This is a genomic window from Lentzea sp. CC55, assembly GCF_021056325.1.
GTDB classification, from domain to species: Bacteria; Actinomycetota; Actinomycetes; order Mycobacteriales; family Pseudonocardiaceae; genus Lentzea; species Lentzea jiangxiensis.
This window is the reverse complement of sequence record NZ_JAJCXE010000019.1, coordinates 59982-82443: the sequence shown is the minus strand read 5'-3', so window position 1 is coordinate 82443 and position 22462 is coordinate 59982. Positions and strand designations below refer to the sequence as shown.

18 protein-coding genes and 1 pseudogene are annotated in these 22462 nt (G+C 69.9%); 6 read left to right on the top strand and 13 right to left on the bottom strand.

Annotated features, from left to right (window positions below; translation table 11 throughout):
- Positions 1-88 precede the first annotated feature (88 nt).
- A complete protein-coding gene (gene secA2 / locus L6E10_RS12140; protein WP_236219607.1) occupies positions 89-2374 on the top strand; it encodes an accessory Sec system translocase SecA2 in 2286 nt (761 codons plus the stop codon).
- A 3-nt stretch (positions 2375-2377) separates the two neighbouring features.
- On the opposite strand, the gene L6E10_RS12135 is transcribed toward secA2, so the two are convergent.
- The 5 genes and pseudogenes from L6E10_RS12135 to L6E10_RS12115 all read right to left on the bottom strand — a co-directional run bounded on the left by L6E10_RS12135 (position 2378) and on the right by L6E10_RS12115 (position 8141).
- Positions 2378-2665, bottom strand: a complete 288-nt coding sequence (locus L6E10_RS12135; protein WP_236219606.1) for a hypothetical protein — start codon at positions 2663-2665, stop codon at positions 2378-2380.
- Positions 2666-2708: 43 nt separating this feature from the next.
- Positions 2709-3821 (bottom strand): aromatic ring-hydroxylating dioxygenase subunit alpha, encoded by a 1113-nt coding sequence (locus tag L6E10_RS12130; protein ID WP_236219605.1) that lies wholly within the window; start codon positions 3819-3821, stop codon positions 2709-2711.
- Positions 3818-4808 (bottom strand): annotated as a pseudogene (locus L6E10_RS12125) (FAD-dependent oxidoreductase). The gene L6E10_RS12130 and the pseudogene L6E10_RS12125 overlap by 4 nt, the downstream one beginning before the upstream one ends.
- 32 nt (positions 4809-4840) lie before the next feature.
- Positions 4841-7207 carry an FAD-dependent oxidoreductase gene (locus L6E10_RS12120; protein WP_236219604.1) on the bottom strand — a complete coding sequence of 789 codons (2367 nt, stop codon included), beginning with the start codon at positions 7205-7207 and terminating at the stop codon, positions 4841-4843.
- A gap of 163 nt (positions 7208-7370) precedes the next feature.
- Positions 7371-8141: an IclR family transcriptional regulator gene (locus tag L6E10_RS12115; RefSeq protein ID WP_236219603.1), complete on the bottom strand. Its 771-nt coding sequence runs from the start codon at positions 8139-8141 to the stop codon at positions 7371-7373.
- Positions 8142-8260: 119 nt separating this feature from the next.
- Here L6E10_RS12115 and L6E10_RS12110 point away from each other — a divergent pair, with 119 nt between their 5' ends.
- The 4 genes from L6E10_RS12110 (at position 8261) to L6E10_RS12095 (ending at position 12671) form a co-directional block, all read left to right on the top strand.
- Positions 8261-8581 (top strand): bifunctional 3-phenylpropionate/cinnamic acid dioxygenase ferredoxin subunit, encoded by a 321-nt coding sequence (locus tag L6E10_RS12110; protein WP_236219602.1) that lies wholly within the window; start codon positions 8261-8263, stop codon positions 8579-8581.
- A complete protein-coding gene (locus tag L6E10_RS12105) occupies positions 8578-9681 on the top strand; it encodes an FAD-dependent oxidoreductase (RefSeq protein ID WP_236219601.1) in 1104 nt (367 codons plus the stop codon). The genes L6E10_RS12110 and L6E10_RS12105 overlap by 4 nt, the downstream gene beginning before the upstream one ends.
- A gap of 81 nt (positions 9682-9762) precedes the next feature.
- Positions 9763-11202: an aldehyde dehydrogenase family protein gene (locus tag L6E10_RS12100; RefSeq protein WP_236219600.1), complete on the top strand. Its 1440-nt coding sequence runs from the start codon at positions 9763-9765 to the stop codon at positions 11200-11202.
- On the top strand, positions 11199-12671 hold the full coding sequence (locus tag L6E10_RS12095; RefSeq protein ID WP_236219599.1) for a GMC family oxidoreductase: 1473 nt from the start codon (positions 11199-11201) through the stop codon (positions 12669-12671). The genes L6E10_RS12100 and L6E10_RS12095 overlap by 4 nt, the downstream gene beginning before the upstream one ends.
- A 75-nt stretch (positions 12672-12746) precedes the next feature.
- Here L6E10_RS12095 and L6E10_RS12090 read toward each other — a convergent pair whose 3' ends face one another.
- The 8 genes from L6E10_RS12090 to L6E10_RS12055 form a co-directional block, all read right to left on the bottom strand.
- Positions 12747-14294 (bottom strand): GAF domain-containing protein, encoded by a 1548-nt coding sequence (locus tag L6E10_RS12090; protein ID WP_236219598.1) that lies wholly within the window; start codon positions 14292-14294, stop codon positions 12747-12749.
- Positions 14291-15583, bottom strand: a complete 1293-nt coding sequence (locus L6E10_RS12085; RefSeq protein WP_236219597.1) for an MFS transporter — start codon at positions 15581-15583, stop codon at positions 14291-14293. The genes L6E10_RS12090 and L6E10_RS12085 overlap by 4 nt, the downstream gene beginning before the upstream one ends.
- A gap of 10 nt (positions 15584-15593) precedes the next feature.
- A complete protein-coding gene (locus L6E10_RS12080) occupies positions 15594-16325 on the bottom strand; it encodes an SDR family NAD(P)-dependent oxidoreductase (protein WP_236219596.1) in 732 nt (243 codons plus the stop codon).
- Positions 16326-16616: 291 nt separating this feature from the next.
- The gene (locus L6E10_RS12075) at positions 16617-17636 is read right to left on the bottom strand and encodes an LCP family protein (protein WP_236219595.1); all 1020 of its coding nucleotides are present in this window, start codon (positions 17634-17636) and stop codon (positions 16617-16619) included.
- A gap of 76 nt (positions 17637-17712) precedes the next feature.
- Entirely contained in the window at positions 17713-18099 is a 387-nt protein-coding gene (locus L6E10_RS12070; protein WP_236219594.1) for a DUF3037 domain-containing protein, read from the bottom strand.
- Positions 18083-18850, bottom strand: a complete 768-nt coding sequence (locus tag L6E10_RS12065; RefSeq protein ID WP_236219593.1) for a HipA family kinase — start codon at positions 18848-18850, stop codon at positions 18083-18085. Before L6E10_RS12065 ends, L6E10_RS12070 begins: the two co-directional genes overlap by 17 nt.
- Before the next feature lie 149 nt (positions 18851-18999).
- The gene (locus L6E10_RS12060; protein ID WP_236219592.1) at positions 19000-20055 is read right to left on the bottom strand and encodes a lactonase family protein; all 1056 of its coding nucleotides are present in this window, start codon (positions 20053-20055) and stop codon (positions 19000-19002) included.
- Positions 20056-20218: 163 nt separating this feature from the next.
- Positions 20219-21049, bottom strand: a complete 831-nt coding sequence (locus tag L6E10_RS12055; protein ID WP_236219591.1) for a PPK2 family polyphosphate kinase — start codon at positions 21047-21049, stop codon at positions 20219-20221.
- A 140-nt stretch (positions 21050-21189) separates the two neighbouring features.
- Between L6E10_RS12055 and rocD the strand changes: the two genes are divergently transcribed.
- The gene (rocD, locus tag L6E10_RS12050; RefSeq protein WP_275676429.1) at positions 21190-22440 is read left to right on the top strand and encodes an ornithine--oxo-acid transaminase; all 1251 of its coding nucleotides are present in this window, start codon (positions 21190-21192) and stop codon (positions 22438-22440) included.
- Positions 22441-22462 lie beyond the last annotated feature (22 nt).

Genomic DNA, 22462 nt, shown 5'->3' with positions numbered 1-22462 from the left:
CTGTGAAGGCCCGACCTAACGGATAAATCGGGCCTTCACAGTCAAGAGGTCTGCGGAACCTGGAGCCGATGCCGTACGTTGCTGAGTCGTGACCACTCTCATGGCGCGCTTGAAGCAGCGGATGCGCAGGTTCGCGCAGAAACCCGGCTCCGTCGACCTCGCCCCGTTCCAGGCCTTGCTCGAGGACGTGGAGAAACACGCTGACGCGTTCAAGGCGTTCAGCGACGAGGAACTGACCGAGCACGCGAAGAAGCTGCGCGAGGAGAGCACGGACACCGAGCTGGTCGCCCTCACGCGGGAGGCCGCGGAGCGCGCCATCGGGCAGCGGCCGTTCGACGTGCAGGTGCTGGGCGCTCTGGGCATGCTCAGCGGCCTCGTCGTCGAGATGGCGACCGGTGAGGGCAAGACGCTCGCGGGTGCCATGGCCGCGGCCGGGTTCGCCGTCAAGGGCAAGCGCGTGCACGTGGTCAGCGTCAACGACTACCTGGCCCAGCGCGACGCGGAGTGGATGGGGCCGCTGTACCGGCTGCTCGGCGTCACGGTCGGCTGGATCAACGGCAGCTCGAAGGCCGAGGAGCGCCGCGAGGCCTACCAGTGCGAGGTCACGTACGCGCCGGTCAGCGAGATCGGCTTCGACGTCCTGCGCGACCGGATCGTCACGAGCCCGGACGACCTCATCGTGCCCGAGCCGGAGGTCGCGCTGATCGACGAGGCCGACTCGGTGCTCGTCGACGAGGCGCGCGTGCCGCTCGTGCTCGCCGGCTCGACCAGCGCGGAGGCGGCCGACCCGGTCATCGCCGACCTGGTGAAGCGGCTGCGGCAGAACCTGCACTACGAGATCGACGACGAGGAGCGCAACGTCTTCCTCACCGGTGCCGGGTCGGAGGCCGTCGAGCGCGCGCTCGGCGAGATCGACCTGTACTCGCAGGAACACGTGACGTCCACGCTGTCGAAGGTCAACGTGGCGCTGCACGCTCAGGTGCTGCTGCATCGCGACGTCGACTACATCGTGCGCGACGGCAAGGTGCACCTGATCAACGACACGCGTGGCCGTGTCGCGAAGCTGCAGCGGTGGCCGGACGGCCTGCAGGCCGCCGTCGAGGCCAAGGAGAACGTGCAGACGACCGAGTCGGGCGAGATCCTCGACTCGATGACGGTGCAGGCACTGCTGTCGCGCTACCCGACGCGCTGCGGCATGACCGGTACCGCCGTCGCCGTCGCCGAGACGCTGCGGGAGTTCTACGAGCTCGAGGTGCTCGTGATCCCGCCGAACAAGGAGAACATCCGCGAGGACGAGCACTTCCGCCTCTACGCGACGCTGGAGCAGAAGGAAGACGCGATCGTCGAGGAGATCAAGACCGTCCACGAGACCGGGCGGCCGATCCTCGTCGGCACGCTCGACGTCGCCGAGTCCGAGCGCATCTCCTCGAAGCTGCGTGCGGCCGGCATCGAGTGCGTGGTGCTCAACGCGAAGAACGACGCCGAGGAAGCGTCGATCATCGCCGACGCGGGCTCCTACAGCCGCGTCACGGTCTCCACGCAGATGGCCGGTCGCGGTACGGACATCCGGCTGGGCGGCCACGAGGGCGAGGACCACGACCGGATCGCCGAGCTCGGCGGTCTCTACGTGATCGGCACGGGACGCCACTCGTCGTCCCGCTTGGACGACCAGCTGCGCGGCCGCGCCGGACGTCAGGGCGACCCCGGCGGCTCGGTGTTCTTCTCGTCCATGCAGGACGAGCTGATCACCCAGTACGCGCCGGACGCCCAGGACCCGTCCGAAGTGGACGAAGACGGCCGCGTGCACGACAAGGGCCTGCTGCACACCTTCGAGCACGCGCAGCGCGTCGCCGAGGGCGTGAACCTGGAGATCCACCGCAACACCTGGCGCTACAACAAGCTGATCGAGCACCAGCGCCAGATCCTGCTCCAGCACCGCGACGTGGTGCTGCGCACGGACGCCGCCTTCGAGAAGGTCGGCGCGAAGGAGGGCGTGTCCGACGAGGTGGCCGCCGACGCCGCCCGCAAGATCACGCTGTTCTTCCTCGACGACCTGTGGACGCACCACCTGACGTTCCTGTCGGACCTGCGCGAGGGCATCCACCTGCGCGCGCTCGCCCGGCAGAACCCGCTCGACGAGTTCCACCGCGAGGCCATCCCGGCGTTCAACAAGATCGTGCCGGAGTCGTGGGAGCTGACCAGGGAGAGGTACGAGGCAGCGAAGATTACCGACGACGGCTACGACCTCGCTGACGCCGGGGTGAAGCGCCCCAGCTCGACGTGGACGTACCTGGTGCACGACAACCCGTTCGGCTCCGGCTTGGAGGAGACGATGAAGGGTCTCGTGAAGATGGTCCGCGGCCAGCGCCGCTGACGTCTAGCTGTTCGGGATCAGGTCGTCCGCGGGTCTGGCGGGCCGGGGCAGCGCCTCGGCCCGCCTGGTTTTCGCGGGCGCGGCGGTCATCGTCGAGCTGACGGTGGCCGTGGCGATCTCGGCGGTCAGCTTCTTGATCTCCGCCAGGATGTTCAGGTGCTCCTGCGACGGCGGCGGTCCCACGAAGTTGGACCTGTCGTGCGCCGTCCGTTCCGCCCGCTCGGCCAGAAGCCTGATGCGGCGGAGGAGGTCGGGCTCCCCTTGGGGGAGCAAGAAATCGGTCTGCTCCATCACCCGTGCAAGCTTTCGCGTGCACGGGTGAGCAGTCGATCCCCTAGTCGGCTGATTCCAGTTTGTCGACCAGCCAGGCGTGGAAACCGCCGATGTGGTGCTCCGATGGCACCAACACCCCACCATGTGCATAAGCGCGCGAAGCCATGGCCGGCTGGCATCGCTCGCAGGCTTCGAAGTCCTGCTCGTTCACCCGGTGGAACAGCTCGACCGAGCGAGACACGTCACGGCCGGTGTCGACGACTTCCTTGGCGTAGAGCCAGTCGCACTCGACGACCGTCCGGTCCGCGGCCAGCGGGTACATGCGGTGCAGGATCACGTGGTCCGGTACGAGGTTGATGAACACCTGCGGCTTGACGGTGATCGCGTAGTACTTCCGGTCGCGTTCCTCTTCCAGGGCCGTGAGCTTCTCGAAGCCCTCACCACCGTCGACGGTGAAGCCTCTGATCCCGTCGCCGAACTCCGCGCCGTGCCCCACGTAGTACTGCGCCGCGTAGCCGTCGGCGAACTCCGGCAGCACCTCGGTGAGCTCGGGGTGGATCGTGGCGCAGTGGTAGCACTCCATGAAGTTCTCGATGATCAGCTTCCAGTTGGCCTGGACGTCGTAGGTGATCCGCCGGCCCACGGACAACCGGTCGATCCCGTAGCCGTCGATGGCCTCGAGCGACCCCAAACGTTCGGTGACGGCGCTCAGGACGTCGTCCTCGAAGCTCGGAGGACTGTCGGCCAGGTTCACCCAGGCGTACCCGAGCCACTCGCGCAGGTGCACCTTCGCGAGCCCGTACTCTGTGCGATCGACGTCCGGCATAGAGGTGAGATTGGGTGCGGCGATCAGCTTGCCGTCCAACGCGTAGGTCCAGGCGTGGTATGGGCACTGGAACGCCCTTTTGACGCTGCCGGACCCCTCGGCACAGATGCGCGCGCCGCGGTGCCGGCAGACGTTGAGGAACGCGTTGAGGCCACCGGAGCGGTCCCGCGCGACGATCACGCTCTCCCGTCCGACCTGCACCGTGCGGAAGTCGCCGGGGTTCGGCAGGTCGCCACACCTGACCGCGCAGAACCACATCTTCTCGAAGACGTGCGCCTGCTCCCGCGCGAAGATCGCGGGATCGGTGTAGTAGCGCCCCTCAAGGGTGGAGATCAGGCTGCCGGTCATGCTCCGCCTCTCAAGCGAGCAGGGTCGAAAAGGGCGATCGGGTGCCGCGTGGCCCCGTCGGTCGGGAGGTCGGCGAGGATCTCCCCGACGACGGGCGCGAACTTGAAGCCGTGCCCGGAGAAGCCGCACGCCACCGTCACGCGCTCGTGCTCCGGGTGGTGCGCGATCACGAAGTGCGGGTCGGGGGTGTTGGTGCAGAGGCAGGTCGCGGCGCGCTGGAACGATCCGGCGACACCGGGCATCGGCGCCCTGGTGGCGTTCGCCATCGCCTCGACCCCGTGGGCGTGCACGGTGCGGTCGACGGTCTCCGGGGTGCAGAGCTGCCCGCCGTGGTGGAGGTCGCGGAGGTCCTCGCGGGGCGTGAAGCAGAACTGGACCGCGCGTTCGACCTGGAACGGGATTCCCAGGTCCCCCCAGCAACTCCGGTGCCCACGCTCCCGGGCACACCACGACGTGCCCGGCCTCGCAGGTCGCCCTGGTGGTCGTGACGCGACCGGTCTCCCGGTGCGTCACCCGCTCTTCGAAGTGCAGCTCGGCGCCCGCCCGTTCCGCGAGCGCCAGGTGGGCCCGCACGGCGTTCTCCGGCACGACGAGTCCCGCGCCCCTCTCGTACAGCGCGATCCCGTCCGCGGCGGGGTGCAGGGCCGGGAAGCGGCGGCGGATCTCGCGCGCGTCGAGCAGTTCGTGCTCCAGGTCCCATTGCTCGGCGCCGGCCCTGCTGCCGGTGATCGCCCCGGAGTCCGCGGCGCCGACGACGATGCCGCCGACGCGGTGGAAGATCCGCTCGCCGCTGTCGCGCTCGGTCCGGTCCCCCATCTCGTGGGCCCTGAGCAGCAACGGCACGTACGCGGGGTCCTCGAAGCAGGCCTGCCGCGTGATGCGCGACCCGCCGTGGCTCGACCCGAGCGCGTGCACCGGTGTGAACCGCCCCAGCCCCAGCACCCGCTCGCCGCGCTGGGCGAGCCGGTGCGCGGCGGCACCGCCCATGCCGCCCAGCCCGATCACGATGACGTCGCAGGTCACGCGCGGAGCCGCTTCATCCCGGCGTCGAACAGCGGCTCCCGAGCGGGCCGGGCGGTGACCTTCCGCCCGAAGTACTCGATCTCGACCTCGTCGTCGATCTCGCTCGGCAGCCAGGCGTAGGCGATGTTGAGCCCGGTCGTGTACCCGTAGGCGGCGCTCGTGACGTACCCGACCGGCTCCCCCTGGTGGAACACCGGTTCGCTGCCCATCACGACCTCGTACGGGTCGTCGATCGTGAGGCAGGTGAGCTTCTTGGTCGAGGTGAGGTTGTGCAGCGACCCCTTGCCGAGGAACTCCTTGTCCTGGCGCACCGCGAAGCCGAGCCCCGCCTCGAACGGGTCGTGCTCGGTGGTCACGTCCACGCCCCACGACCGGTAGCCCTTCTCCAGGCGCAGGCTGGTGAACGCCCCGCGCCCGGCCGCGATCACGCCGTGCCGCTGCCCCGCTTCCCACAGCGTGTCCCACAGCTTCGGGCCGAGGTCGGCGGTGGTGTAGAGCTCCCAGCCGAGTTCGCCCACATAGGACAGTCGCAGCGCCGTCACCGGGACGTTCTTGACGAACCCCTGCTGCGCGGTGAAGTAGCCCTTCCGCACGTCGAGGGTGTGCGGGACGTCGTTGATGAGGTCACGTGCAAGAGGGCCCCACAGGCCGATGCAGCACGTGCCGGCCGTGATGTCCCTGATGAAGACGTCGTCCGGCGCGTGCCGGGTGAGCCAGTCGAGGTCGAGGGTGCCGTTCGCGCCGACCTGGAACGTGCTCGTTCCCAGGCGGGCGATCGTGAGGTCGCTGCGCACGCCGCCCTGCTCGTCGAGCAGCAGCGTGTAGACGACCGCGCCCGGTTTGCGGTCGACGTTGTTGGTCGTCATGCGCTGCAGGAACTCGAGCGCCCCCGGTCCACCGACCTCCAGCCGCTTCAACGGCGTCATGTCGAACAGGGCGACCCGCTTGCGCGTCACCAGCGCCTCGGCGCCGCAGATCGGCGACCAGAACCGGCTCGCCCACTCGTTGCGGTCCGGCACCTCGGCCACCTCGGGCAGGGACGCGTTGGCCTCGTACCAGTGCGGCCGCTCCCAGCCGGACGCCTCCAGGAAGAACGCGCCGAGCTCCTGCTGACGGCTGTGGAACGGGCTCGTGCGCAGCGGCCGCGGGCTCTGCATGGGCTGCAACGGGTGCAGCAGGTCGTAAACCTCGACGAAGTTCCGGCAGCTGCGCTCCAGCACGTAGTCCGGCGCGAGCTGCACCTGCTCGAACCGGTTGAGGTCGCTCGCGTGCAGGTCCAGCTCCGGCTGCCCGTCCACGATCCACTCGGCCACCGACCGCGCGACGCCCGCGGAATGGGTGATCCACACCGCTTCGGCGACCCAGAAACCCCGCAGCCCCGGATGCTCGCCCAGCAGGGGCATCCCGTCGCTGGTGAACGAGAACAGCCCGTTGAAGCCGCGGTCCACGCCGGCTTCGGCCAGCGCCGGGATCAGCTCGACGGCCGACTCCCACGAGGCGTCGAAGTCCTGCTCGGTGAACGGCAGCTCCGAGCCGGTGATGTCGCGCGCCGCGATCGGCATGGGCCGGTGCCCGTACGCGCCGATGCCCAGCGCCTTGCCGTGCGAGCGGAAGTACAGGTCGGCTTCCTGGTGCCGCAGGATCGGCTGCCTCGCCAGCGCCTCGGCGTCGGCGTTCAGCTCGCCGGTGAAGACGTACTGGTGCGCCATCGGCACGAGCGGGACGGTCAGCCCGACCATCTCGCCCAGCACCGGGCCCCACATCCCGGCGCACGACACCACCACGTCGGCCGGGAAGACGCCGGTCTCGGTGCGCACACCGGTGACGCGGTCCCCGGTGGTCTCGACCGCGACGACCTCCTGCCCGAACTCGAACCGCGCGCCGCGCCCGGCAGCGCGCCGCGCCTGGACCCCGGCGGCCTCCACGGGCCGCGCGAGGCCGTCGTCCGGGGTCAGGAACCCGCCGAGCACCTGGTCGCGGTCGAGCAACGGGTGCAGCCGGGCGACCTCGGCGGCGTCGACCAACCGGCTCCGCACCCCCCACGACGTGGCCCAGCCGTGGCGGCGGGACAGGTCGGCGAGCCTGTCCCCGGAGGTGGCGATCTCCAGACCGCCGATCCGGTCGAAGCAACCGAGCGCGGTGTACTTCTCGACGGTGTAGCGGGCGAACTGCGTCATGCTGCGGCACGGGTTGGTCTGGAAGACCAGGCCCGGGGCGTGGCTGCTGGACCCGCCGGCCGCGGGCCCGGTCGCCTGGTCGAGGACCGTGACGTCGGTGAAGCCCCGTTCGGTGAGCTCGTCGGCCAGCGCGCACCCGACGATCCCCGCCCCCACCAGCACCACGCGCGGAACTGCACCAGGCATCAGGACATCCCTTCGCCGCAGTTGCGAATCGCAGAACTCGTTCCGCTATCAGCAACAAACCTGCGGCTCGGCGGATCCGCTGTCAATACCGCCGTTCGCGCACCGGGGACTCGCCGGACACCCCCGCGAGCCCCGGACCGGCGTGGGCGGTCCCCTGGCGGGCTCAGCCCGCGAAGTAGCCGAGCTGCGCCGAGAGGTCCGCCGCCGCCGTGGACATCGCCGGCACGATCTCGTCCACGCGCTGCCGCGACAACCGGTACGAGGGCCCGGACGCGCTCATCGCGGCGACCACCTCGCCCCGGTGCCCGCGCACCGGGACGGCCACGGCGTGCAGCCCCAGCTCCAGTTCCTCGAAGCAGGACGCGTACCCCTTCGCCGCGACCTCCTCCAGCTCCGCGAGCAGCTCCGAGCCGTCCACGACGGTGTTCTCGGTGTAGGCGTCGAGCGGCAGCGAGACCAGGCGGCGGCGTTCGTCCTCGGGGAGGTGCGCGAGCAGCACCTTGCCGGACGACGTGGCGTGCAGGGGCGTGCGCTGGCCGATCCAGTTCACGGCGGACACGGCCGCGGAGCCGCGGGCCTGGGTGATGTTGATGGCGACGCCGCCGTCGTGCACGGCGATGTTGACGGTCTCGCCGAACGAGTCCGCGAGGCTCTGGCAGACGGGCTGGCCGAGCTTGGTCAGGTCCATGCGGCCGGTGGCGGCGCCGGCGAGGCGCACGACCCCGAACCCGATGGCGTACTTGCCCCTTTCGCCGAGCTGCTCCACCAGGCCGCGCGCCTCCAGCACGGAGACGAGTCTGGACACCGTCGACTTGTGCACGCCCAGCTCACCGGCGATCTCGGTGATGCCCGCCTCGCCCCGGGCGAGGAGTTCGAGCACGCTGATGGCCCTGTCCACGGACTGCACCTGAGCTGCCGAGGCGGAGTTGCTCATCGCGCAACAGTAATCGACAGGTAAAACAACCTGGTGGACTCTTGACGGCGGGTCGTCCGAGGCCCACATTGTGTTGCGTCATTCGGAACGTGTGCCGTGTCACGCAACGGAGGCCGACGATGATCCGCGTCTGCGCTCTCGTGGACCTGCCCCCCGGGGAGGCGGTTCGCGTCGTCGGCCCACCCGTGCCGATCGCCGTCTTCAACGCGGGCGGCGACCTGTACGCCATCGACGACACCTGCACCCACCAGGACGCCTCGCTCAGCGAGGGGTGGCTGGAGGGGTGCTTCGTCGAGTGCCCGCTGCACGCCGCGAGCTTCGACCTCCGCACGGGCGAGCCGACGTGTCCACCCGCCAAAAGACCGGTGAAGACCTACCCCGTCTCGGTTATAGATGGAGAGGTCTATGTCGGAGTCGAGGTGAACGAGGACGTGGCGTGAGGACAATCGCGATCATCGGCGCATCACTGGCCGGCCTGAGGTCGGCGCAGGCGCTGCGCCAGCAGGGGTTCGACGGACGGATCGTCGTCATCGGCGACGAGGTCCATCTCCCCTATGACCGGCCTCCCCTCTCGAAGGACTTCCTCCTCGGCAAGGTGGAGGCGGTGCCGCTCGCCGACCAGGAGGACCTCGACGCGCTCGACGCCGAGTGGCGCCTGGGCGTGCGGGCGACCGGGTTGCTGTCGACGCGGGAGATCGCGCTCAGCGACGACTCGACGGTCTCCGCCGACGGCATCGTCATCGCGACCGGCGGCCTGCCGCGGACCGTCCCCAACACGCACGTCCTGCGCACCCTCGACGACGCCATCAGGCTGCGCGACGCGTTCGGCGGCGCGCAGCACATCGGTGTCATCGGCGCCGGGTTCATCGGCGCCGAGATCGCCTCCAGCGCACGGGCGCTCGGCAAGGACGTCACCGTCGTCGAGGCGTTGCCCGCGCCGCTCACGCGGGTGCTCGGCGCCGAGATGGGTGCCGCGTGTGGACAGCTGCACGGCGACCACGGATCAACGTTGATCACGGGAGTCAACGTTGATTCGGTCAACGTCGACGGTGGGATCAACCTCGCCGACGGGCGTCGAGTCGACGCCGACGTCGTCGTCGCGGGCATCGGCACGCGCCCGGCCACGGACTGGCTCGCCGGCGGACCGGTCGCCCTCGGCAACGGCGTGCTGTGCGACGCGGGTGGCGTGACGAACGTCAGGAACGTCGTCGCGGTCGGCGACGTCGCGAACTGCGCGGGACACCGCGCCGAGCACTGGACGTCCGCGACCGAACAGGCCCAGGTGGCCACCCGCAACCTGCTCGCGGGCGAGACGGTGGCCACGCACACCAATGGTGGCTACGTCTGGTCCGACCAGTACGGGGTGCGCATCCAGTTCATCGGGCGAGCGACGCGGGACGTCCGCGTCGAAGACGGGTCCGTGCAGGACAGGAAGTTCGTCGCGACGTATCGGGACGCCGGCAACCCGGAGGACGTCGTCGGCATCGTGGCGATGAGCAACGCGCGCCTCTTCACGAGGCTGCGCAGGAACCTGAAGTAGGAGACGGTCGTCACGGTTTACCGCCACCGGCGATCGGCAACACCCCCATGTCCTTCGCGGACGGACGAACAGGGAGGCCCCGTGTCGCCGGTGCGGCAGATCATCAACCCCTTCGACCGCAGTGTTCTCACCGAGGTCGAGGACCACACCCGCGACCAGGCGATCCAGGCGATCGCGAAGGCCAGGAACGCCTTCGACCACGGCGACTGGGCCCACTCGAGCCCCGAGCACCGCGCGGCGGTGCTGAACCACGTGGCGGACCTGCTGGAGCGCGACAAGGAGGACATCGCCCTCACCGAGACGCTCGACACCGGCAAGACGCTGGTCGAAAGCCGCATCGACGTGGACGACGTCGTCTCCGTGTTCCGCTACTACGGCAACCTCGCCGGGCTGCTGCACCCGAAGATCGTGCAGGGCGCCCCCGACGACGTCCTCAGCCGCGTCGACTACGAACCCGTCGGCGTCTGCGGCCTGATCGCGCCCTGGAACTACCCGCTGCTGCAGATCTCGTGGAAGATCGCGCCGGCCCTGCTCGCGGGCAACACGCTGGTGGCCAAGCCCAGCGAGATCACGCCGCTCACGACGATCAAGCTGTTCGAGCTGCTGGCCGAGGCCGGGGTGCCCGACGGGGTCGCGAACCTCGTCCTCGGCACCGGGCCGGAGGTCGGGGCGCCGCTGAGCGAGCACCCCGACGTCGACCTGGTCTCGTTCACCGGCAGCCTCGCGACCGGCAGGCGGATCATGGCCTCGGCCGCGAAGACCGTGAAGAAGGTCGCGCTCGAGCTCGGCGGCAAGAACCCGAACATCGTCTTCGCGGACGCCGACCTCGACACCGCCGTCGACTACGCGCTCACGGCGGCGTTCTTCCACGCGGGCCAGGTCTGTTCGTCGGGCACGAGGCTCCTCGTGCACAGCAGCGTCTACGACGACTTCGTGGACGAGGTCGCGCGTCGAGCCGACCTCGTCAAGCTGGGCAACGGCGTCGACCCCGACACCGAGTCCGGCCCGCTGGTCTCCGAGGAGCACCGCGCGAAGGTCGAGAGCTACGTCGAGGTCGCGAGGCAGGAGGGCGCGACCCTCAAGGCCGGTGGCAAGCGGCCCGGCGAACCCGAGCTGCAGAACGGGTTCTTCTTCCGCCCCACGGTCTACGCGGACTGCACGAGCGACATGAAGCTCGTCCGGGACGAGACGTTCGGCCCGATCATCACCGCCGAACGGTTCGAGACCGAGCAGGAGGCGATCGGTCTCGGCAACGACACCGAGTACGGCCTCGCGGGCGGCGTCTGGAGCCAGGACCTCGACAAGGCGCAGCGCGTCGCGAAGAAGCTCCGCCACGGCACGGTCTGGATCAACGAGTTCGGCCCGTACCTGCCGCAGGCCGAGTGGGGCGGCTTCAAGCGCTCCGGTGTCGGCCGCGAGCTCGGCATCGCCGGTCTGCACGAGTACACCGAGCCCAAGCACGTGTACCAGAACCTCAAGCCGCAGGCCCAGAACTGGTTCGCGCGAAGGGACTCGAAGTGACCGCTTACGACTACGTGATCGTGGGCGGCGGCACGGCGGGCTGCGTGCTCGCGGCGAGGCTCACCGAGGACCCGGACGTCACGGTCGCCGTCATCGAGGGCGGGCCCTCCGACGTCGGCGACGAGAAGATCCTCGACCTGCGCAACTGGATCAACCTGCTCGGGACCGAGTACGACTACGACTACCCGACGGTCGAGCAGCCGCGCGGCAACTCCCACATCCGGCACAGCCGCGCGAAGGTGCTCGGCGGGTGTTCCAGCCACAACACGCTGATCTGCTTCACCCCGTTACCCCAGGACTTCGACGAGTGGGGCCACGGCTGGACGTGGGACGCGATCGGCCCGTACTACGACAAGGTCCAGCTCAACATCATCCCGGTCGCCGAGAAGGACCGGAACCCCGTTGCCGAGGACTTCGTCGCCGCGGCGCGGCAGGCCACCGGCGTCCCGGAGATCGACGACTTCAACGCGAAGCCCTTCGAGGACGGCGTCGGCTTCTTCTCGGTCGCCTACCACCCGGAGGAGAACAACCGGCGGTCGTCGGCGTCCACCGCGTACCTGCACGAGATCCTCGACAGCCGCGGCAACCTGACGCTGCTGCTGAACACCTGGGCGGGCAAGATCGAGTTCGACGGCACGCGCGCGATCGGCGTGCACACCGACCGGGGCTACATCGAGGCGAACAGGGAGGTCCTGCTCTGCGCGGGCGCCATCGACACCCCGAGGCTGATGATGCTCTCGGGCGTCGGCGACGCGGAGCACCTCAGCGCCATCGGCATCGAGCCGAAGCACGACCTGCCCGGTGTCGGCGAGAACCTGCTCGACCACCCGGAGTCCGTCATCGTCTGGGAGACCACGAAGCCGTTGCCGGAGAACTCGGTGATGGACTCCGACGCGGGCCTGTTCCTGCGGCGTGACCCCTCCGACCCGCGGCCGGACCTGATGTTCCACTTCTACCAGATCCCGTTCACCACCAACACCGAACGCCTCGGCTACCCGGAGGTGGAGCACGGGGTCTGCATGACGCCGAACGTCCCGCGGCCGCACAGCAAGGGCAAGCTGTGGCTGAAGTCCAGCGACCCCGACGAGAAGCCCGCTCTCGACTTCGGGTACTTCACCCACCCCGACGGCTACGACGAGCAGACGCTGGTCGACGGCTTCAAGATCGCCCGCGAGATCGCCGCGCGGGAGCCGCTGAAGTCGTGGCTCGCGCGGGAGATCGCGCCCGGTGCGGACGTCACGAGCGACGAGGAGCTGTCCGAGTACGCCCGGCGCGCGGCCCACACCGTGTACCACCCGGCCGGGACGTGCGCGATCGGGTCCGTTGTGGACGGTGACCTCAAGGTCATCGGCCTGGAGGGCCTGCGGGTCGTCGACGCGTCCGTCTTCCCCACCATGCCCACCGTGAACCCGATGGTCACGGTGCTCATGATCGGGGAACGCGCCGCAGACCTGATCAGAGGAGCCTGACAGCCGGGACGGGCTGAAGGACCTCGGGTCCACGCCGGCGCACGACGTGGGTCCGGCCGCTCCGCCGCGCCCGCGTCAGCCCTGGAGCCGGAGCAACCGCAGGGCGAGCTGCACCTCCAGCACGCGGTCCGGCGACTGCCAGTCGCCGAGCAGCGATGTGACGCGGTCGAGCCGTTGCGTGACCGTGTTGACGTGGACGTGCAGCTCGGCCTTGGCGCGGCTGAGGTTCGCGCCGCAGCGGAAGTAGACCTCCAGCGTGTGCACCAGCTCCGTGCCGCGTTCGGAGTCGTAGTCGAGCACGGGGCCGAGCACCGACCGCACGTACCCGGACACGTCCGCGCGGTCACCCAGCAGGACGCCGACGAACCCGAGGTCGGCCATTGTCGCGGCGTCCTTCTCCCGGCCCAGCTGCCGCAACGCCTTCAGGCACCGCCGCGCCTCCTCGTAGGCCGCCGCGATCGCCCGGGGTCCCGCGACCGGTCCGCACGCGCCGACCGTCGCGTCCAGCGCCTTGGCCACGTCACGGGCGACGTCCGTGGACGTCGAGGGCAGCGCCAGCACGACGTCCCGGCCGCGCGAGCCCGCCAGTCCTCTGTGGACCGACGCGTAGTGCGTCGCGCCGGACAGGTTCCCGTCCGCCACCAGCACCACGTGCGGGTCGCTCAGCTCGACGCCGACCCGGCGCCCCCGCGCGAGCAGCCCGGTGGCGTCCCGGCCGTCGAGGATGTCGGTGATCAGCTCACCGCGGACCTTGTTCTCCGCCTCGGCCACGGTGCGCCGCAGCAGCAACAGCAACGCGGTCACCGCCGCCGACCGCTCGAACACCCGCCGGTCGGCGTCCGGGAGGTCCGGGCGGTGCGAGAGCGCGATCCCGCCGAGCAGCTCCGAGCCCGCCAGCACCGCGCACACCCACACGTCGCCGAGCAGCACGGCCCGCCCGTTGGCGCGCACCGCGGGCGTGGGCACCGTCTCCAGCACCTCGACCGGCCCGCCGAGCAGCTCCCCCACGGCCGCCGCCACCTCCGCCGAGGAACCACCGCGCAGCACCAGGTCCGTGAGGCGGTCGTGGGCTTCCTCGGCGCGTTTCATGGCTTCGTTGTGCGACTGGATCGTGGCGAACAACGACGCTGTGTCGATCGCGATCGCCGCGTGGTCGGCCAGCGACTGCAGCAGCGCCACTTCCTCCGGCGGGAACTCGCGCGGCGTCCGGTCCGCCGCGTACAGCACGCCGATGACCTTCGAGTCGAGCTTGAGCGGCACGCCCAGGATCGCCGTGAGGCCCTCGTCGCGCACCGCCGAGTCGATCGCCCGGGTGTGGTTGAAGCGGGCGTCGGCGAAGTAGTCGGAGCTCGCGTACGGCCGGGCCGTCTGCGCGACGAGCCCGCCCAGGCCCTCGCCGAGCCCGAGCCTCACCTTCTGGAACAACGGCGAGAACGACCCGTCCGTCACCCGCATGTAGGTGCCGGCCGGGTCGTTCATCGACAGGTACGAGACGTCCGTCCCGAGCAGCGTCCGGGCCCTGCGCACGATCGAGCGGAGCACCGCGTCCGGGTCTCGCATGCCGGCGAGCTCGGACGCGGTCTCGAACAACGCCGCCAGTTCGGCCTCACGCCGCCGTGTCACACCCCAACCCTGTCACGTTCCTCCAGATCCGCACCACGGGTCTCACGGGCGGCCAGCACCGCGACGACGGTCAGCACGCACATCGCCACCACGTAGATCGAGATGGGGAACGACGACCCGTACGCCTTCAGCAGCGCGGTCGCGATCAGCGGGGCCAGCGCGCCGGCCGCGATGGACGCGAGCTGGTAGCCGATCGACGCGCCCGAGTAGCGCACCCGCGTGCCGAACAGCTCCGAGAAGAACGCCGCCTGCGGCCCGTACATCGCGCCGTGCAGCACGAGACCGACCGTCGTCGCCAGGATGATCAACCCGGGGTTCCTGGTGTCGAGCATCGCGAAGAACGCGAACACCCACACGGCCATGCCCACCGCGCCGACGAGGTAGATCGACCTCCGCCCGAACCGGTCGGACAGGTGGCCCCACAGCGGGATCGTCACCAGGTGCACCGCCGAGCCGATCAGCACCGCGTTGAGACCCACCGACTTCGACAACCCGAGCCCGGTCGTCACGTACACCAGGATGAACGCCGTGATCACGTAGTACGACACGTTCTCGGCGAGCCGGGCGCCCATCGCGACCAGCACCTCGCGCCAGTTGTGCTTGAGCAGTTCGAGAACCGGCGCCTTCTCCTGCCTGGGCTCCTTGGCCGCCCTCTCCTGCGCGGCCAGGAAGACCGGGGACTCGGCCACCTGCAGGCGGATCCACAGGCCGATCACGACCAGCAGACCCGAGAGCAGGAACGGGATCCGCCAGCCCCACGCGAGGAACTGCTCGTCGGACTGCACCGCCGCCAGCACCGCCAGCACACCGGTCGCCAGCAGGTTGCCGCCCGGCGCGCCCGCCTGCGGCCACGACGCCCAGAACCCGCGCCGCTTCGAGTCACCGTGCTCCGACACGATCAGCACGGCCCCGCCCCACTCGCCACCGAGCGCGAAGCCCTGCACCAGCCGCAGCAACGTCAGCAGCAACGGCGCCAGGACACCCACCGACGCGTACGTCGGCAGCACGCCCATCAGCATCGTCGCGCCACCCATCAGCAGCAGCGACAGCACGAGCAGCTTCTTGCGCCCCAGGCGATCCCCGTAGTGGCCGAAGACGAGGCCACCGAGCGGGCGCGCCAGGAAGCCGATCGCGTACGTGGTGAACGCGAGCAGCGTGCCGGTCAGCGGGTCCGCGGTCGGGAAGAACAACTTGTTGAACACCAGAGCGGCGGCCGACCCGTAGAGGAAGAAGTCGTACCACTCGACAGTTGTCCCGATGAGCGAGGCACCCACCACTTTTTTGATCATCGACAACTCCTCATTGAGCTGACCAGCCGCCGTCGACGGCCAACGACGTACCGGTGACAAAACTGTTGTCGCACAACCACAGCACGGCCGACGCCACCTCGGAGGGCTCGATCAGCCGCTTGACCGCGCTGCGCTGCAGGAAGATCCGGGAGGTCACGTCCTCGGCGGCGATGTCGTGCACCTTCGCCTGGTCCGCGATCTGCTTCTCCACCAACGGGGTCCGCACGTAGCCGGGCTGCACGCAGTTCGACGTGACGCCGTGCGGCGCGCCCTCGAGCGCGGCGACCTTGGAGAACCCCTCCAGGCCGTGCTTCGCGGCGACGTAGGCGGACTTGAAGGCGGACGCGCGCATCCCGTGCACGCTGGAGATGTGGACCAGCCGGCCCCAGCCGCGGTCGTACATGTGCGGCAGCACGTGCCGGGTGAGCCGGAACGCCGCCCCGAGCATGAGCTCGACCATCGCCGAGAAGCGCTCGGCGGGGAACTCCTGGATGGGGGCGACGTGCTGCACGCCGGCGTTGTTGACGAGGATGTCGACCTCGCGGGGCAGCGCGTCGACCGGACCGGTCAGGTCGAGCACGTGCCCGACACCGCCGAGCTCCTCGGCGACGGCGAGGACCCCGGGGTCGCGGTCGGCCAGGTGGACCTCGGCACCTTCGGCGGCCAGTGCGCGGGCGCAGGCCAGACCGATGCCGCTCGCGGCTCCGGTGACCAGCGCGCTGTGACCCGTGACACTCGACATGACCGGAAACGGTAGGCGTCACACGGCGTCATCGACATGTGGTCGACCCACACAACGCCTGGTCACCAGGTGGCTTTAGCCACCATTTAGCGTTTAGAAGGCATATCTGCCGGGAAGGTGGGTACAGGGGCGTAAGCTCCCGTCACCTGAACGGGGGAAGATCCGCACGAGGGGGCTGTACCCATGTCGACCACGCCTATTTACGACGACCTCCTGCGCGAGTTCGAAAGCATCGCGCAGGAGGCCGGTTTGACCGGCTCGGAGCCCACAACCGAGCCCGACGGGCAGTAGCTACTTCGGAGGGGCGATCAGCTCGGCGGGCACCGGCTCGTCCTTGCTGATCAGGTCGAAGAGCTGCGAGGCCTTCTCCTTGTTCCACTGCACGACCGAGCCCGCACCGGGCACCGTCGGCGTGGAACCGACCGGCACCGTTCCGCTGGTGGCGTCGCCCATGTTGAGCGCGACGCTCGCGAGGTGCCACACGTGGTCGTCCTCGTTGACCGACACCGCACCCGAGGCCGCGTTCATCAAAGGGATGACGCGGAACGGGTTCGCCAGCGTGGCCGGGCTCTTGACCTTGGTGAACAACGCGGACAGGAACTGCCGCTGGTTCTGCACGCGCTGCAGGTCGGCGGTCGCGAACGCGCGCGTCCGGACGAAGCCGAGCGCCTGCGGCCCGTCGAGCTCCTGGCAGCCCGCGGGCAGGTCGATGCCGGCGAGCGGGTCCTTGATCGGCTGGTCGAGGCAGAGGTCGACACCGCCGACCGCGTCGACCATGTCGGAGAACCCGCCGAAGCCGATCTCCATGTAGTGGTCGATCCGCACGCCGGTCGCGCCCTCGACGGTCTGCACGAGCATCTGCGGCCCACCGAACGCGTACGCCGCGTTGACCTTGTTGCGGCCGTTCTGCGGGATCGGGACGTAGGAGTCGCGCGGGATCGACAGCAGCACCGGCTTGGCGGCGCTGTTGTCGGGCAGGTGCAGCATCATGATGGTGTCGGTGCGCCGGCCCGCGGCGTCACCGGTGGCGAGCGCGTCCTTCTGCTCCTGCGTCAGGCCTTCCCGCGCGTCCGACCCGACGAGCAGCCACGTGGTGCCCGGCGTCTCGGCGGGGCGGCCCTCGTAGTCCGGCAGCGCGTTGATCCGGGTCAGCGTCGAGTCCACGTAGAACGCGAACCCGACCGTGCCCAGCACCAGGACGAGCAGCAGCACCAGGATGACGCGTCCGGGACGCCTCTTCTTCCTCATCGGCCGCTGCGGCGGCATGGGCCGCCGCGGCTGCTGGTAGCCGTGGTGATACCCAGCGCTCATGTGTCGCCAACCCCGATCGCTTCAGTTCCGCTTTGCAACTAGGGACGCCGTTCGTCCCGTCAGGTTGCGAGGAAACCTACCGGGGTGGCAGCACCAACGTCTCGAAAAGGCGGGTGACCTCGGCGGACGGGTCGTCGGTCCACCCGGTGTGAGCCGGTGACGTCTGGACGATGGTGCTGCGCGGCGCCGTCAGCCACCGGAACCGCTGCCCCACCGTGGTCCTGCTGACCGGACCGGCGTCGGGGCTGCCGTCGCACGAGCGGGTGAGGTGCGCGAGGCTGCTTTCGAGCGTCTCCACGTCGAGGTGCGGGTCGAGCGCGCGCAACCGGTCTCCGTCCACATGGGTCTTCGCGCACAGGAAGTCCAGCGGCGCGCAGTAGACGATGACGCCGACGTTCATGAACTCGCCGCGCTCCTGCCGCGGGACGGCCCGCAGCAGCGCGTACTCAAACACGTGCGGCACGCGCGGCCTCCAGCGAGTCGACCCAGCCGCGGTGCGCGAGGCGGTAGGTGAAGAAGTCCTTGTAGCGGCCGCGGAGTTCGGCCGGGTCGCCTTCGAGCCAGGAGTCGGGGACGAGCGCGAGCACCTCGTCGAGCAGCGCCGGCGTGATCCGCCCCGCCATCTCCGAGTCCACTTCGGACAGTGCGGCGGCGCTCGGCAGCATCGCGTGGTCGGAGGCGTCGTAGCGGTAGTCCCTGGTGGCCGGGCGGTCCTCGCTCCACGAGTAGTGGAAGTACAGCGCGGCGCCGTGGTCGATGAGCCACGGCTCGCGGTGCCACAGCAGCATGTTCGGGTTGCGCCAGCTGCGGTCGACGTTGAGCACCAGTGCGTCGAACCACAGCAGCTTCGTCGCGAGCCCGGCGCCGGGGTCGCGCACGACCGGGTTGAAGTCGAACGAGCCGGGCAGGTAGTCGAGTCCGAGGTTGAGCCCGCCGCTGGCCCGCAGCAGCTCCTGGACCTCCTGGTCGGGTTCCGCGCGCGCCAGCTCCGGGTCGAGGTGCACCAGGACGATCTCCGGTATGCGGAAGCCCAGCCGTCGCGCCAGCTCGCCGACGACGACCTCGGCGACCAGGACCTTCACGCCCTGTCCCGCGCCGCGGAACTTCACCACGTACATGCCCAGGTCGTCGGCCTCGACCAGACCCGGCATCGACCCGCCCTCGCGGAACGGCGTCACGTACCGGGTGGCCGTGACCTCCCTCAGAGAACTCACCCGCGCATGATCACACGAATGCGCCTCGAAGCCGAGCCCGATACGCCGTTGGCCGGCGGTGGCGACGGGCACCCGCCGTGGTCCGCCCGGCGCGCACGTCGTCGGCACGCCGGGCGGAGCACCACTGTGGACGGTCGGTCAGCAGGGCGTCAGCCCTGTCGTGCGGGCAGCACGCAGACCGGGATGGGGGTCTGCAGCGGCGTCCCGGACGGGGTCAGCTTCCCGGTCGCCCGGTCCACCGCGAACGACGTGACGTTGTTCGAGTTCTGGTTGGCGGCGAAGAGGAACGACCCGGTCGGGTCGAACGTGATGTGCCGCGGGTACTTGCCGCCGACCGGCGTGTGGCCGACCAGGGTCAGCCCGGACCCGCAGACCGCGAAGTGCGCGATGCTGTCGTGTCCCCGGTTCGACAGGTAGACGTGCTTGCCGTCCGCCGACACCAGGACCTCGGCCGGGTAGTTCGTCGGGCTGCCGGCCGGCACGGTGGGCAGCACCTGGCCCGGCGTGAGCGTCCCGTTCGCGTAGGAGCAGGTCACGATGGTCGAGTCCAGCTCGTTCGCCACGTACGCGGTCTTGCCGTCCGGGTGGAACGCGATGTGCCTCGGCCCGGCACCCGGCTTGACCCTGGCCTGCGAGACCCGGGTCAGCTTCCCGCCGGCCAGCGAGTAGACGAACACCGAGTCGGCGCCGAGGTCGACGGCGGCCGCGTACCTGCCCGCCACGTCGAACACGATGTGGTGCGCGTGGGGGCCCTCCTGGCGTTCTTTGTTCGGCCCGGAGCCCTGGTGCTGCACCTTCTGCGTCCGCGCGCCGAGACCACCGTCCGCGCCGACGGGGAAAACGCTCAGCGAGCCGGACGAGTAGTCGGCCGTGACCAGGAACTTCCCGGACGGGTCGACCGTCAGGTGGCACGGGTCGGCGCCGCCGGTCGGCTGCTTGCCGACGACCTCCAGCGTGGCCGCGTCGATCGCGGTGACCTCACCCCGGCTGGTCTCGTTGACGGCGTAGAGGAACCTGCCGTCGCGCGACTCGACGACGAACGACGGGTTGACCACACCGCGGATCACACCGGTAGTCCTCAGCTGGCCGTTCGAGGTGTCGTAGGTGCCGACGCCGATGCCCTCGGCGCCCCCGCTCCACGTCGTGTAGGCACCGAGAAAGACTCTCCGCGTGGCGGCAGCCGCCTCGGCGGTTCCTCCGGTCATCAGCAGTCCAGCTCCTACGCCCATGGCTCCGAGAAAACGTCGCCGGTCCACACCCACGTCCGCACCTCCGGTCGATCTCTTCGGCGGCGGTGGCTCCACACTGGCCCAGACGGTCGCGGCCAGGCAATAGGAACGATCAAGATTGCGCCCAGCGCAACAGCGGCTAGCGCAGCGGGTCGTCGTTCACCAGGCGCGCCTTCTCGGCCTCCAGGTCGAAGGCGGGCTGCGGGAACACCGGGTTCATCTCGCGCATCGTCTCCAGCAGCAGCCGGCTGATCGCCCAGTTCCGGTACCACTTGCGGTCCGACGGGACGGCGTACCAGGGCGTGTCCCGGCAGTTCCGCAACGCCTGCGTGTAGGCGTCCTGGTACTTCGACCACTTCGACCGCACGTCGATGTCGGCCGGGTTGTACTTCCAGTTCTTCTTCGGGTCGTCGAGGCGGGCGAGCAGCCGTTCCTTCTGCACCTCCGGCGAGATGTGCAGGAAGCACTTGACCAGGGTGATGCCGGAGTCCGCGAGCTCCTGTTCGAACGCGTTGATCTCCTTGTAGCGGTTGCGCAGCTCGGCGGCGTTGATCAGACGTTCGACCTTCGGCACGAGGACGTCCTCGTAGTGGGAGCGGTCGAACGCGCCGATGTGGCCCTTGTCGGGCAGGACCTTGCGGATGCGCCAGAGGTAGTGGTGCCGCAGCTCGGCGGCGGTCGGCTTCTTGAACGACGCGATGCGCACGCCCTGCGGGTTGACCAGGCCCATGACGTGCCTGACCACGCCGCCCTTGCCGGAGGTGTCCATGCCCTGCAGCACGAGCAGCACCGCGCGCGAGTCCTCCGCGTAGAGCGCCTCCTGCAGGGCCTCCAGCTCGTCCCCCGTGACGGCGAGGTCGTCCGCCGCCTCCTTCTTGGTCCTGGGGCCGATCGGGCGGCCGGCCGGGTCGAGGGTGGAGAGGTCCACCCGATCGAGTCGCAGGGCGTCACGAACCGACTTCTTCACCATCATCCGACCGTAGCTATTCACCGCGGCGTCCGCCTGCTGTGCAAGACATCTCCGCTCGTTGACGAATCTACGCAACGAACTGAGGCCATGCGCAATGCTTGACGGCTGAAATCGCCTGTTCCGGCCCCTAGCCTTGGAGGATGACCGCCACCGCCCACCACCACACCGCGGGAACCATGAACCTGGCCAGCGCTGATTACGTCGCTCTCGACGAAGAGTGGAGCACCCACAACTACCACCCGCTGCCGGTGGTCATCTCGCACGGCGAGGGGGCGTGGGTCACCGACGTCGAGGGCCGCCGCTACCTGGACTTCCTGTCGGGCTACTCGTCGCTCAACTTCGGGCACCGCCACCCCGCCCTGGTGAACGCGGCCGTCGAACAGCTCGGCCGCGTCACGCTGACCAGCCGCGCGTTCCACCACGACCAGTTCGGCCTGTTCTGCCGCGAGCTGGCCGCCCTGACCGGCACCGAGATGGTGCTCGCGATGAACTCCGGCGCCGAGGCGGTCGAGTCCGCGATCAAGGTCGCGCGCAAGTGGGCCTACCGGGTCAAGGGCGTGCCGGAGGGCACCGCCGAGATCATCGTCGCCGGGTCGAACTTCCACGGCCGCACCACGACGATCGTCTCGTTCTCGACCGACGAGACCGCGCGCAACGACTTCGGCCCGTTCACGCCCGGCTTCAAGGTCGTGAAGTACGGGGCGCTGGACGAGGTCGAGTCCGCGATCACCCCGCGCACCGCCGCCGTGCTGCTCGAACCGATCCAGGGCGAGGCCGGCGTCGTCGTCCCGCCCGCCGGCTACCTCGCCGGGATCCGGCGCCTGTGCGACGAGAACAACGTGCTGATGATCGCCGACGAGATCCAGTCGGGCCTCGGGCGCACCGGCGAGCTGTTCGCGCTCGACCACGAGGGCGTGCGCGCCGACCTCTACACGCTCGGCAAGGCGCTCGGCGGCGGCATCCTGCCGGTGTCCGCGGTGGTCGGCTCGCGCGCGGTGCTGGGCGTGCTCAAGCCCGGTGAGCACGGGTCGACGTTCGGCGGCAACCCGCTCGCCTGCGCCGTGGGCCGCGGCGTCGTCCGGCTGCTCGCGACCGGGGAGTTCCAGGAACGTTCCCGCTCGCTCGGCGCGTACCTGCACGCGGAACTGGGCAAGCTCGTCGGCCACGGCATCGCCGAGGTGCGCGGCCGCGGGCTGTGGGCGGGCGTCGAGATCGCGCCCGGCGGCCCGGTCGGCCGTGCCGCGTCCGAGGCCCTCGCCACCCGCGGGGTGCTGTGCAAGGAGACGCACGCGTCGACGTTGCGCGTCGCGCCGCCGTTGGTGATCACCAGGGACGAGATCGACCTGGGCGTCCGGGCCATCGCGGAGGTCGTTCGTCCCGGTTTGGGGTGATTCGCGGGCCTGACCAGGTCAC

What these genes read in the sequence shown, in the direction of transcription:
- L6E10_RS12135 (WP_236219606.1), bottom strand. Translation starts at nt 2,665, where the DNA reads ATGGAGCAGACCGATTTCTTGCTCCCCCAAGGGGAGCCCGACCTCCTC.
- L6E10_RS12130 (WP_236219605.1), bottom strand. Translation starts at nt 3,821, where the DNA reads ATGACCGGCAGCCTGATCTCCACCCTTGAGGGGCGCTACTACACCGAT.
- L6E10_RS12120 (WP_236219604.1), bottom strand. Translation starts at nt 7,207, where the DNA reads ATGCCTGGTGCAGTTCCGCGCGTGGTGCTGGTGGGGGCGGGGATCGTC.
- L6E10_RS12115 (WP_236219603.1), bottom strand. Translation starts at nt 8,141, where the DNA reads ATGAGCAACTCCGCCTCGGCAGCTCAGGTGCAGTCCGTGGACAGGGCC.
- L6E10_RS12110 (WP_236219602.1), top strand. Translation starts at nt 8,261, where the DNA reads ATGATCCGCGTCTGCGCTCTCGTGGACCTGCCCCCCGGGGAGGCGGTT.
- L6E10_RS12085 (WP_236219597.1), bottom strand. Translation starts at nt 15,583, where the DNA reads ATGATCAAAAAAGTGGTGGGTGCCTCGCTCATCGGGACAACTGTCGAG.
- L6E10_RS12080 (WP_236219596.1), bottom strand. Translation starts at nt 16,325, where the DNA reads ATGTCGAGTGTCACGGGTCACAGCGCGCTGGTCACCGGAGCCGCGAGC.
- L6E10_RS12075 (WP_236219595.1), bottom strand. Translation starts at nt 17,636, where the DNA reads ATGAGCGCTGGGTATCACCACGGCTACCAGCAGCCGCGGCGGCCCATG.
- L6E10_RS12060 (WP_236219592.1), bottom strand. Translation starts at nt 20,055, where the DNA reads ATGACCGGAGGAACCGCCGAGGCGGCTGCCGCCACGCGGAGAGTCTTT.
- L6E10_RS12055 (WP_236219591.1), bottom strand. Translation starts at nt 21,049, where the DNA reads ATGGTGAAGAAGTCGGTTCGTGACGCCCTGCGACTCGATCGGGTGGAC.
- rocD (WP_275676429.1), top strand. Translation starts at nt 21,190, where the DNA reads ATGACCGCCACCGCCCACCACCACACCGCGGGAACCATGAACCTGGCC.